This is a genomic window from Proteus sp. G2626 (assembly GCF_009915985.1).
GTDB classification, from domain to species: domain Bacteria; phylum Pseudomonadota; class Gammaproteobacteria; order Enterobacterales; family Enterobacteriaceae; genus Proteus; species Proteus vulgaris.
The window spans coordinates 559,428-571,018 of the sequence record NZ_JAABNH010000027.1 but is presented as its reverse complement, the minus strand read 5'-3'; the positions used below and the strand labels follow the sequence as shown (position 1 = coordinate 571,018).

General features: G+C 35.9%; 12 protein-coding genes. 7 read left to right on the top strand and 5 right to left on the bottom strand.

Going from position 1 to position 11,591, the window contains the following annotated elements:
- Positions 1–49 precede the first annotated feature (49 nt).
- Positions 50–1,591: an ABC transporter permease gene (locus GWJ05_RS15120; RefSeq protein ID WP_036936302.1), complete on the top strand. Its 1,542-nt coding sequence runs from the start codon at positions 50–52 to the stop codon at positions 1,589–1,591.
- A gap of 238 nt (positions 1,592–1,829) precedes the next feature.
- Entirely contained in the window at positions 1,830–2,192 is a 363-nt protein-coding gene (locus GWJ05_RS15115; protein ID WP_087802271.1) for a hypothetical protein, read from the top strand.
- Positions 2,193–2,608: 416 nt separating this feature from the next.
- Here GWJ05_RS15115 and GWJ05_RS15110 read toward each other — a convergent pair whose 3' ends face one another.
- The 4 genes from GWJ05_RS15110 to copM form a co-directional block, all read right to left on the bottom strand.
- Positions 2,609–3,640, bottom strand: coding sequence for a glycosyltransferase family 9 protein (locus GWJ05_RS15110; RefSeq protein ID WP_036936306.1), 1,032 nt, complete (start codon positions 3,638–3,640; stop codon positions 2,609–2,611).
- Positions 3,641–3,928: 288 nt separating this feature from the next.
- Positions 3,929–5,098 (bottom strand): iron-containing alcohol dehydrogenase, encoded by a 1,170-nt coding sequence (locus GWJ05_RS15105; protein ID WP_036936307.1) that lies wholly within the window; start codon positions 5,096–5,098, stop codon positions 3,929–3,931.
- Between the two features lie 242 nt (positions 5,099–5,340).
- On the bottom strand, positions 5,341–6,252 hold the full coding sequence (locus tag GWJ05_RS15100; RefSeq protein ID WP_036936309.1) for an AraC family transcriptional regulator: 912 nt from the start codon (positions 6,250–6,252) through the stop codon (positions 5,341–5,343).
- Positions 6,253–6,416: 164 nt separating this feature from the next.
- On the bottom strand, positions 6,417–6,791 hold the full coding sequence (gene copM, locus GWJ05_RS15095) for a CopM family metallochaperone (protein WP_087802273.1): 375 nt from the start codon (positions 6,789–6,791) through the stop codon (positions 6,417–6,419).
- Positions 6,792–7,080: 289 nt separating this feature from the next.
- On the opposite strand from copM, the gene GWJ05_RS15090 reads away from it, so the two are divergent.
- The 5 genes from GWJ05_RS15090 (at position 7,081) to GWJ05_RS15070 (ending at position 10,986) form a co-directional block, all read left to right on the top strand.
- A complete protein-coding gene (locus tag GWJ05_RS15090) occupies positions 7,081–7,866 on the top strand; it encodes a class I SAM-dependent methyltransferase (RefSeq protein ID WP_161681476.1) in 786 nt (261 codons plus the stop codon).
- A gap of 202 nt (positions 7,867–8,068) precedes the next feature.
- Positions 8,069–8,488: a hypothetical protein gene (locus tag GWJ05_RS15085; protein WP_036936317.1), complete on the top strand. Its 420-nt coding sequence runs from the start codon at positions 8,069–8,071 to the stop codon at positions 8,486–8,488.
- Between the two features lie 460 nt (positions 8,489–8,948).
- On the top strand, positions 8,949–10,178 hold the full coding sequence (locus tag GWJ05_RS15080; protein WP_036936320.1) for a sugar transporter: 1,230 nt from the start codon (positions 8,949–8,951) through the stop codon (positions 10,176–10,178).
- Between the two features lie 133 nt (positions 10,179–10,311).
- Positions 10,312–10,644 (top strand): SMR family transporter, encoded by a 333-nt coding sequence (locus GWJ05_RS15075; RefSeq protein WP_036936322.1) that lies wholly within the window; start codon positions 10,312–10,314, stop codon positions 10,642–10,644.
- A 33-nt stretch (positions 10,645–10,677) separates the two neighbouring features.
- The gene (locus tag GWJ05_RS15070) at positions 10,678–10,986 is read left to right on the top strand and encodes a putative hemolysin (protein ID WP_036936325.1); all 309 of its coding nucleotides are present in this window, start codon (positions 10,678–10,680) and stop codon (positions 10,984–10,986) included.
- A 65-nt stretch (positions 10,987–11,051) separates the two neighbouring features.
- Here the strand turns inward: GWJ05_RS15070 and dsbB are convergent, their stop codons facing one another.
- Positions 11,052–11,576 carry a disulfide bond formation protein DsbB gene (gene dsbB / locus GWJ05_RS15065; RefSeq protein ID WP_103004690.1) on the bottom strand — a complete coding sequence of 175 codons (525 nt, stop codon included), beginning with the start codon at positions 11,574–11,576 and terminating at the stop codon, positions 11,052–11,054.
- Positions 11,577–11,591: the final 15 nt, after the last annotated feature.

The following is an 11,591-nucleotide window of genomic DNA, read 5'->3' as shown; positions in this document are numbered from 1 at the left end:
TACAATTAATCAGAAAAATTATTTTTTCAATGAGATAAAAGGAGCTGGTGTGTTTTTTCATACCAGAAAAACAAAACAACCGCCGTTACTTCTGGCGGTTGTTATTGTGATTATTACATTACCAATGTTATTACCCATTCTCTATATTTTACAGTATGGAATAACGTTAGATATTCATCAGACTTATCACCTTATTTTTCGTGCAGAAACATTTTTACTTTTACGAAATACGTTACTTTTGTGTTTTACAGTGACATTGATAAGTGTGTTATTAGGGGGACTATGTGCATTTTTACTTGAACGTTGTCAGGTAAGAGGAAAGAACTTACTCAGTGTATTAATTAGTTTACCTCTTTGTATCCCGGGTATTGTCAGTGGCTTCACCTGGTTTAGCCTTAATACACGCATTTTTTCAGGCTTTTTAGGGGCAAGCCTTGTAATGACGCTCGTGTCTTTTCCATTAGCATTTTTACCTATATCAGCTGCATTAAAACGCATTGACTCAACGTGGGAGGAAGTGAGTTATTCATTAGGGCGTTCCCGGTTTTATACTTTTCTTCATGTCCTGTTACCGCAATTAAAACCCGCAATAGGCAGTGCTGTTCTTCTGATTGCTTTGCATTTACTGATTGAATTCGGTGTTATTGCGATTATGGGTTATGATACTTTCAGTACCGCTATTTTTGCAGAATTTGAGGCTTATTATAATACTCAGACGGCTGCGGTACTCTGTTTTGTCTTGGTGCTTTTATGTTTATGCATTATTGGTTTTGAATTAAAAATCCGAGGACAGGCAAATCGGGTTCGTTCAGGTAAGGGGGTTGTTCACCCACCAAAACTTATTTATTTAGGTTATGGAGAGTGGTTTGTCATTGGATTTGTTTCTTTAATTTTTATTTTAGGTGTTGTTGTACCTGTCATTGTGTTATGTCAGTGGATTTATGAAGGAACGGCCATTCATAGTGAGTATTTTTCCTGGAAAACCTATTTTAACGTCATTGCCGATACGATATTTATTTCGTTAATTTCTGCGGCAATAACAGTATTGGTTGCGTCCCCTTTAGTCTGGTTTTCTGTTCGTTATTCGAGTTTTCTCTCCCGGTGGCTGGAGCGCTTACCTTTTATTTTACACGCAATTCCATCGATTGTTGTTGGTTTGGCTATTGCACGATACACGGTCTTATATGCAGGTATTTTCTATCAGACCTATTATGTGTTAATTCCGGCCTATTTGATGCTTTATCTGCCATTAGCCCAGACAACACTGCGCTCTGCTGTGGAGCAACTTCCTTACCATATTGAAGAAGTTTCTGATTCTTTAGGGCAAAAAAGAGCCACTTTATTAATGCGGGTTATTTTACCCTCAGTCCGTCCTGGAGTCATTGCCGGGCTGGCACTGTGCTTTTTGCAAATGATGAAAGAATTAACTGCAACTCTTATTTTATCACCTGCGGGTATGTCAACAATCGCCATTGAGATTTGGCATGCTCAGGAAGGTTTATCTTATTCTATAGTTGCTGTTTATGGTCTGTCTTTAATTTTATTTTCAGGTATTCCGGTTTATTTATTGAAAAGACATTACTCAGGGTGAATAGGTTCGTGATACTATTTTTGTCACTTAAGATATCAACTGGTTGCCTATTTGGGTATTGCTACCTACTATTTTTACCACCTCAGAGTGCTGATAACCAAGCATGCTTGATAAGCACTCTGGATTTGATGAGCGCATTCACTGCCACTGACGACACTGAAACACCTGAAACGCTTTTCAGAAATGAAACTCGGCGTTAAACATCTGCTGTCCATCATCTTAATGGGGGCAGCAGGCGTTGCGGGATAAACCCAGTGAACATAACCCGTCGGTACGTGAAGTAGTGCTAGTGCAACGCTGTGAGATGGTGCAACTTTGCCCGCTGGATAATGACCTGGAGGACTTTATTACCTTTAAGTTTGACCGGGCAGGTAAAAAAGCCGGTGAGGCCATTAATGCTTCTGGTATTCAGATGATACGCGAAAAGATGACCATCAAAACCGGGCATCAGCCGTACACCAAGCAGGATGTGTATACCAGTAATCTGTATCCCCTGACCATTGGTAACCTGATGGTTGCGGCAATGAATACCGTGGCTGAAATGGGCGTCCTCGTCATTAATGGTGATATCATCAAAATTGTCACATCACAAACGCGCTGACCGCCTGATATCTGGGCATATTCCCATGCGAAATCGTTTCATTACACTAGGTGAAAACTGAAAGAGGCGGTCGTACAATACACCAATCGATATGACTATCACCGGGGTTAAGTACGAAAGCATGGCAAGCTCTGAGATTTACGTGTTTCTGCGGTTCAGATTGTCAGAACAGGGTTAAGACGTCCCCATAATGAACCTAGGGTGTCCGACAATAAAATTGGTGAGTAAATGTTTCTTACACATACTGAAAATTAGTGACAGTAACCTGTCTTTCTATATCCCCGAATTTATCGCGCGTTTCTATTTCAAATATCTTACGTCTAATCATGATAGTGTGTAAAATAAAAAATCACCTTATCAGTTGTGGCAATAAAGGTGATTTATATTTGATATTGTTTTGTCTAAGTGATCGCCGATTAACTTTTTGTGTCTAAGGCAATAATTCTATTTCTTAGTGTAATAAAACGAGTAAATACGTCGTCTACCGTAAGAAGCTCTACATTATTTTCAGGTGCTTTTAGTACTTCATTCGCAATATGCCACGGTCCCCAAAAATCAGCATCACTATTACCAAACATAGCTACTGTTGGTACACCAACACCTACTGAAATATGTAATGCTCCCCCATCACTAGTTAGCATTTGATCACATAAAGACATACCGGCCATTAATTCTCTAAGGTTTTGTGTAGGCACTGGTGTGATAGGAATATTTTTGCACTGTTCGAGAATAAATTGTGCTTTTTCGTCATCACCAGGGTGCAGTTTATTATCGCTCCTGCCTGGCGACCAAAAGAGAAGAATATGACATTTTTCGCGTTGTGTTAATTGGTGCGCTAACGCGATAAATTTTTCTGCTTGCCAACGTTGTTGTGGCTTGCGTGAACTAATTTGTAAGCCATAAATAGGAATATTTTCAGTTATTTTAATACGTTGGCGAATTGTAGCGATCTCTTCATCTTTGACGTACAACTTTAAAGGACCTGCTTTTTTCTCTATTCCAAGAGGATGGCTTAGTTGACAGAACAACTCAGCGATATGACCTCTATTAGACGGTGTTGGAATTGGATCTGTCACTGCTGAAGGTGTGTCATTGCCAATAGCGACAATACGCTTAGCACCTGATAATTTTGCCCATTGCAATGCTCTTTTGGCCCAATGATCACGAGCAATAATGGCAACGTCATAATGTTGACGACGCATATCAAGAATAATTTTCAAGCGACTAAGAATAAGTTTTAAAGATGATTGGCCTGATTTTTTATGATGTAACTTGCTGTAAACATGGATATTTCCGACAGAAGGGTTACCTTCTAGAATCGCTTGATTGTAAGAGTTTACGAGTAGATCTATTTTCGTATTATATTCATGGGCAAGAGAATCAATTAATGGTGTTGTAAGTATTAAATCACCAATGTTATCTCTTTGTATTATTAATATTTTAGGCATAGTTAGATTTATGTATATTCGAATGAGAGAAATTCATTGCTGAAAAGTATAACTTCAGCAGTAATCATATTATATATTTATGATTATAGGCTATTCGATATGTAGAGGCATCTTTATCAGAGAATTAATCTGCTTTTTGAAGAGAAAATAAGAGGTGGATAAGTTCAAATGTTGAGCTATTGATAATACGATGACTATTTCTTAGATAATCATCGTATTTATTACATGCCTAAATATGAAATTTATTTTAGTGGCTAAGCTGATGCTGACAAGGGTATTGATAGATAATTAGAAACACGCTTCTAAAATATCGAGAACATCTTCAGTTGTTAGCTTTTTATAACCCTTGCCAATAATTGTTGTGGATTGAGCAATACTTGGGAGCATCTCTTTTGTTGCACCTAGTGCTTCTAACGAAGTTACCATTCCGCACTCTTTTGTGAAACTTTCAAGTGCATCAATACCTTCAAGTGCAATTTGGTCTTGCGTTTTACCTTCTGTAGATACTCCCCATACCTGGGTGGCAAAGCGTACGAATTTTTCAATACCGAATTTATAGATAAAACGATAATAAGGCAGAGAAATTGCAGCAAGTCCCATTCCATGAGCACAATCGGTATAAGCCCCCAATTGATGTTCAATCATATGGACTTGCCAATCTTGCGTTTTTGATAGCCCCGTCAGTGTGTTTAGTGCCAGAGTTGCATTCCACATCAGATTGCTTCTTGCTTCATAATCAGACGGCTTTTTAAGCGCAATACGTAAATTATCAATAGAAGATTTTAATAAACTTTCAATTAAATAATCGGTTGTATTTGCACCTTGATCAGAAAAGTATTGTTCCATCAGATGAGACATTGTGTCATATACACCACTCACCATCTGATATTGAGAAACCGTAAAGGTATATTCTGGATTTAAGATTGAAAACTTAGGAAATACATTGGCAGGAAATACACGGCCAATTTTATATTTTGTTTTTTCATGCGTAATAACAGAACCGCCATTCATTTCGGAGCCAGTGCCTACCATAGTAAGAATTGAAGCAACAGGAATAATTTTATTTGCAATTTCTTGATATTCAACCCAGTACTTTTGGAAAGGATCTTCATTTTCACAATAAGCAGAAACAGAGATCCCTTTGGCACAATCAATAACAGAACCGCCACCAACAGCTAAAATTAAGCTGACGTTATGCTCACGAACTAATTGAGCACCTTCCATCATTTTTGCATAAGTTGGATTAGGCATCACACCTGATAACTCAACCACTTTTTTTCCTGCATGTTTGAGTATTGCCATCACTTCATCATAAAGGCCATTAGATTTGATTGCATTACGACCGTACATCAGCATGATGGTTTCGCCATAATGTGATAATTCATCATTTAATTTAGCAAGAGAGTTCTTACCAAAATGAATAGTTGTCGGGTTGTAGTAAGTAAAATCGAGTTGCATTTTGATATCCTATTGCAATATTAATTTGATAGCTATCTCATTGAAGTATAGTTTGTTCTTTTAACTTCAAGAAATATTGGTCTATTTTTGTTTAATAGAGATGCTATCGCTTCTGCATTGAGATATGAATGTCCGATCTTCTTAGTCTCTTGCCTAATTTTCCAAAAGATAACAAAGTGATAATAAATAATATAAATAGGTAAAAAAGATAAAACGATTGGATTTATAAAAAGCGGTTGTATTCAAATATTGTTAGATTCTTTGAGCATCTTAATATCGGTTGCTGGAGGCGATCCAAATAATCGACTATATTCACGACTGAATTGAGAAGGGCTTTCATAGCCAACACGAAAAGTGGTTGTTATTGCACCTAAGTTTTCAGTTAACATTAATCGGCGAGCTTCATTGAGGCGAAGTTTTTTCTGAAATTGAAGTGGTGTCATTGATGTCATTGTCCGAAAATGAGTATAGAAAGCAGATTTACTCATTCCAGTGCATGAGGCTAATTCATTGATATTAATTGGCTTTATAAAGTTGTTTTTTAACCAATCAACCGCTTTTGATATTTGATGGCTATGACTACCCGCTGTAACGATTTGATTTAAACGCTCACCTTGCTCAGTGATCAGCAAGCGATAAAAAATCTCACGTTTTATGCCTGGAGCAAGAATTTTAATACTATCAGGCTCATCAAGAAGTGTAAGCAATCGAATAAATGCATTTAATAAAGGTTCTGATAATTCACCGACGGCAATTCCTTTTTGAGCATTTGAGTTTAAATTAAATATTAACCCACTATCGACGATCAGTTGAGATATTTCTTGTAGATCTAATTCCATAACTAGCCCTAAAAAAGGCTTATCCTTGCTGGCTTTCATAATATTCGCCATAACAGGAAGTTCAATGGAAGAAATTAAAAAATGGTTGGCGTCATAAATAAAGCTTTCTTCTCCTAAAATTACTCTTTTTTCACCTTGAGCAATTAAGCATATGCCTGATTTATGTGTATGACTGGTAATAGGTGTGGGAGAACGCCAGTGTGTTAATGCCAATCCTGGGATTTGAGTATCAAAATAATGCGTATTGTGAGTCCATTTTGCAATTAGCATGGCAAGTTTTTGGTTTAATAACGCCATGTTTTCTCTATTATTCATGCAGACTCCATACTGGGGAAAAGGAAAATATTACTTTAGTAATAAAATTATAATGTATGAGACGAATATTAGACAATTAATTGATTTATCTTGGATAAGAAATTTTGCAGGAAATATTAAAAATGAGATAGGCTGTGCTACAAAAAATCACAGCCGATATCAATCTATTGTTGATGAGCTTTATTTTTTTCTAACCATTTTTGCATTTGTTCAATTTCTGGCCCTTGAGCATCAATAATGGCTTGAGCTAGCTTGCGCATTTCAGGATCTGTACCGTATTTCAATTCAATTTTAGCCATATCAATAGCGCCTAAATGGTGGGCAATCATTCCATCAGCAAAAGCAACATCTGCATTATCAGTGTTCATTCCTTTTGCCATATCAGCATGCATTTTATTCATGGAATCATTGAGTTCTTTCTGCATTGGTGAACTATTATGCGATGTATCCATATTCATGTTCATATGTGTATTGTTTGCCATTGCACCAAAAGAGATAGTACTCATTAAAATAACCGCAGCAGGTAAAATTTTTTTCATAACAGTTTCCTTGGATTTATTGTGAAATTGTTATTACTTTAAAGATTCCCCTTAGGGGAAGGTCAATGTTGTTATCTAAAGTTTAATATTCTTTACTTTTAATGACATAATTGCAGAGTGTTTTGATTAAGTCATTCTATCTTAATTAGTTTTATAGCAAAATTTAAAATTTATTTGTTGTGTACTTTAAGATTTTCTTTATAAAAATAGAAAAAGTAATGATAACTATTCCCATCAAATGTTTTTTACTATAAAGTTGTATTATTGATGCAACTTTATAGGTGGCGATATGGAAACTCAAACAACAACACAAACTTTATCTCAAGAACAGCCAAAAGCAGGACATACTTTTTTAGCCAGTTTAGGGAAAACGCGCTTAAGGCCAGGTGGTGTTGAGGCATCTGATTGGTTAATTAATAATGGGCATTTTACCTCTTCAAGCCAAGTTTTAGAGATTGCTTGCAATATGGCGACAACGTCAATCGAAATTGCACAAAAATATAGTTGTCATATTATTGCTGTTGATATGGATGAAAAAGCGTTAGCTAATGCACAACATAATGTTGAGAGTGCACAGTTATCACATTTAATTCAGTTAACAAAAGCCAATGCATTATCTCTCCCTTTTCCTGACAATAGTTTTGATGTGGTTTTAAATGAGGCCATGTTGACAATGTATGCGGATAAAGCCAAAGCTAAATTAGTAAAAGAGTATTATCGTGTTTTAAAACCGGGTGGCCTGTTATTAACACATGATATTATGAAAATAAATAATGATGTAGATAAAGACGATTTAATTGGGGTAGTAAAATCGAACGTAGCTCCTATGTTTAAGCAAGAATGGCATGACTTGTTTATTACTACTGGATTTTTAGAAGTAAAAATAAAATCAGGCAATATGAGCTTAATGTCACCTATAGGTTTAATTCATGATGAAGGGTTATTTAGAACAGCAAAAATAATTAAAAATGGGTTGAAGAACAAACAAAATAGGCAACGATTTTTATCTATGTTTCGTTTTTTTAGAGAAAATCGCCATAATTTAAATTATATTGCGTGTTGCTCTAAAAAATGATTTTTATCAAGATAATTTTATATATTGATTAATAGCACCTACGACTAGGTGCTTATTTTTATAAAAATAAAATAAGAATAATTAGAACTGTATACCTCCGTAATAAAATGTAAAAAATAAAAAGAATCGTAATCCAGATTGAACCTGATTTATTTAAACTATATATATTAAAAACAGAGATAACTAATATGCGGGGTTAAAGATGAAACAGGTATTTATTATTGCAGGAGGGCTTTTATCACTGACAATCATGCTGGCTATTTTTATTGCAATTTTAATGGTGTCTGTCTTTAAAGAAACGACGGCTGAAATTTGGAATGAAGGGCGTGAAGTAATTGAAAGTTCATCATCAAAAATGAGTGAAACTATTTCTACTGTAGAGGCAAAGCGCGATACATTTATGGCTGTCTATAGGTCAAAAGAGAATAATGGTAGTTGTCAGCAATTAGCTCAGAAGTTAAATGAGGTTGAAAGTGGGCTTTCTAATGGAAGTTTAATTTTACCTCGCTCAGCTGTTGAGCAAATTTCTACCATTAAAAATGCTTTTGATGAATCAACATCATCTACAAGAAACATTGCTTGTAAGCAAGCAATTCAAGTTATTGATAATTTAAGCCAGTAATTGATATATCCTTCCTGTTTTTATTCGTTTTTTATCCCAATATAAGAATGTTTTTAATAAATAAATTAATATTTCTTATCATAATCCAATGAATATACTGTGGATTTTCACTCATAATCGTTTATTTTTATTATTCTAAGTAGACTGAGAATATGCTATTTATATCTGTAATCTTACTATGCTTAGATTATGTTAACGTTAAAAAGAAGTTGCGTTAGGGATTTAAAGTTATGAGATGAATATGCTAAAATTGATAGCTGATTCGCTTTAGCTATGAAGTTTAGTCATAATTTGGTTTATTTTTTGTTTTTAACAAAATGCATTTTTGTATTATGCCATTTTTTATTATCAATAAAGTAAAACCTTTTTAAGGTAAGTGTACAAAGCGAGTCATATGGAAGCTTATATTATAAAGTAATGATATATACATCAATATTATTTAAGAAAACATTGACTAATTATGAATATCGTAGCACCAAACATAAACGAAGTAAGTCGCCAAACAGCGTGGATCAGGGTTATAATATTGTCGTTTGCAGCTTTCGTTTTTAATACAACAGAATTTGTTCCTGTTGCTCTGTTAAGTGATATTTCTGAAAGCTTTGGAATGCTCCCGGCTCAAACAGGTTTAATGATCACAATATATGCTTGGGTGGTCGCCTTAATGTCATTGCCCTTAATGATAATGACAAGTAAAGTTGAACGCCGTAAGTTACTTATTATCTTATTTATTCTTTTTATTTTAAGTCATATTTTGTCAGGTATTGCATGGAATTTTAAATCGCTGATAGCAGGGCGCATAGGTGTTGCTTTTTCTCATGCGGTTTTTTGGTCTATTACTGCCTCATTGGCAATTAGAGTGGCGCCTCCTGGTAAACGAGCACAAGCACTCGGTTTATTAGCAACAGGAACTGCATTAGCGACCGTTCTTGGTCTACCTATTGGGCGAGTTGTTGGGCAATGGTTAGGATGGCGTGCAACATTTATGGGTATTGGTGCTTTAGCTTTAATTACTATGTTTGCGCTAATGCGCTATTTGCCGTTATTACCGAGCGAGCATTCAGGATCATTAAAAAGTGTGCCTGTCTTATTAAGACGTGGACCATTAATGGGGATTTTCTTATTAACGGTCATTGCCGTTACGGCGCATTTTACGGCTTATAGTTATATCGAGCCTTTTGTCATTGATATCGCAAAATTAGATCAAAACTTTGCGACGTTAGTTTTACTTATTTTTGGTGGCGCTGGCATTATCGGTAGTGTGCTGTTTAGTCGTTACAGTGCCAAGATGCCAACTTCATTTTTATTTTTTGCTCTAATTTTACTGACTGCTTGCTTAAGTTTATTGATGGTAAGTAGCCAAAATTTAACGACATTTATTGTGTTGATTATATTTTGGGGGATTGGTTTTATGTGCATTGGTCTTGGTATGCAAGTTAAAGTGATCGATTTAGCGCCAGATGCAACAGATATTGCGATGTCTATTTATTCCGGTATTTTTAATATTGGTATTGGTGCAGGCGCTTTGATTGGTAATCAAGTTATTTTACATGCGGGCATGCCAAATGTGGGGTATGCAGGCACGATATTAAGTATTCTCGCCGTTATTTGGTGTGGTTTCATTTTTAGTCGTTATCGCGTTTCTATGGGAGGAGCGCCTCGTAAAAAGAATCAGCTTCACCAACACTAAATAAATATTTTCACTTTGAAAGGCATCTATTTTACATGAAAGGTGCCTTTTTTATTTGTTGTAAATGAATATCCCCAATATGGCTTGTGATAAAATTCACAAAATTGACTTTGTATAAGATTAAGGCGAAAAAATGAATGGATTAACTTACCTAATATTGGCGATCATATCGGAAGTGATTGCGACAACAATGCTAAAAGCTTCTGAGGGCTTTAGCCGATTATATCCATCAATTATTGTCGTTATCGGTTATTGTTTTTCTTTTTGGGCGCTTTCTCAAGTGGTAAAAGTGATGCCATTGGGTATTGCTTATGCAATATGGAGTGGTTTAGGGATAGTGTCAGTTTCTGTTGCGGCTGTTTTTATCTATCAACAGAAGCTTGATTTACCGGCAATTATTGGCATGGGATTGATTATTGCTGGTGTTTTAGTCATAAACTTACTCTCAAAAAGTGCTTCACATTAATAGGTATAGTAGGAAGAGATTAGGGTGCCTTTGATGCAAAAAAAATTTAAAACAACGTGTTATCTCTTTATGGTGGCTGGCTTTACTTTTATTGCAGGATGCAACAGTTCAACCCAGACACAATACTCATCAACACAAACAGTGAATAAAAGCAGAGCAATGCCAACGACAAGCCTTAGTGTCCCTTTAGATGAATCGGCTAAAGCAACGTGTGTCTTTTCTGGTGGAGTACCGTCTTTAAACTATGAGTTACATGGTGGGCAGACACCCGTGTGTCAGTTTGCTAATGGTAAGCGTTGCAGTGAACAGGCTTTAATTGACGGTGTTTGTATCCCAGGATAAGACTATAGCTTAAGTCTTATTTTCAACAATAAATGGCCCTTAGCAAAACGTTAAGGGCCATTTATTTATTCTTTTGATTTAAAAGAACTTGTGATTTGGCTCATTAAGACCAATAAACCCACAACAAAGTAAGCAGAGAAAATAATCAGCATCCACTGAGGCATTTCTAATGTTAAGAATTGCCATTGGCTGACAGAGCAGTCACCTGTTGCTTGGAATATGGAAGGAAACCAATTTTGTAATGCAAACCAAGAAGGTAATGTGACAAAAAAATCACATGTTGCAAAAGGTGATGGATTAAGAATAAGTTGCGTATGCTCCCAAGCCAGTTCAATACCCCGGTAAGCTGAGTAAAGCCATAAAAAACTACCTGCCATACGCATGAGTGTCATTTTAGGTGCGCTTGCACCAATGAGTGCGGCAACTAATATTCCTAATACTGCGATGCGTTGATAGACGCACATCACACAAGGCATTAATTCCATTCCGTACTGAAAATACAATGCGGCACCTTCAAGGCCTATTGCAGTTAATGCAAGCAATAGCCATGAAAAACGGCGTTGTGACCAGTGACGAAGAGCAGTCAGCATAATAATGTCCATTTA

Excerpts from the sequence above, each read along its gene's own strand:
- GWJ05_RS15110 (WP_036936306.1), bottom strand. The coding sequence starts at position 3,640 with ATGCCTAAAATATTAATAATACAAAGAGATAACATTGGTGATTTAATA.
- GWJ05_RS15105 (WP_036936307.1), bottom strand. The coding sequence starts at position 5,098 with ATGCAACTCGATTTTACTTACTACAACCCGACAACTATTCATTTTGGT.
- GWJ05_RS15100 (WP_036936309.1), bottom strand. The coding sequence starts at position 6,252 with ATGAATAATAGAGAAAACATGGCGTTATTAAACCAAAAACTTGCCATG.
- copM (WP_087802273.1), bottom strand. The coding sequence starts at position 6,791 with ATGAAAAAAATTTTACCTGCTGCGGTTATTTTAATGAGTACTATCTCT.
- GWJ05_RS15090 (WP_161681476.1), top strand. The coding sequence starts at position 7,081 with ATGGAAACTCAAACAACAACACAAACTTTATCTCAAGAACAGCCAAAA.
- GWJ05_RS15085 (WP_036936317.1), top strand. The coding sequence starts at position 8,069 with ATGAAACAGGTATTTATTATTGCAGGAGGGCTTTTATCACTGACAATC.
- GWJ05_RS15080 (WP_036936320.1), top strand. The coding sequence starts at position 8,949 with ATGAATATCGTAGCACCAAACATAAACGAAGTAAGTCGCCAAACAGCG.
- GWJ05_RS15075 (WP_036936322.1), top strand. The coding sequence starts at position 10,312 with ATGAATGGATTAACTTACCTAATATTGGCGATCATATCGGAAGTGATT.
- GWJ05_RS15070 (WP_036936325.1), top strand. The coding sequence starts at position 10,678 with ATGCAAAAAAAATTTAAAACAACGTGTTATCTCTTTATGGTGGCTGGC.
- dsbB (WP_103004690.1), bottom strand. The coding sequence starts at position 11,576 with ATGCTGACTGCTCTTCGTCACTGGTCACAACGCCGTTTTTCATGGCTA.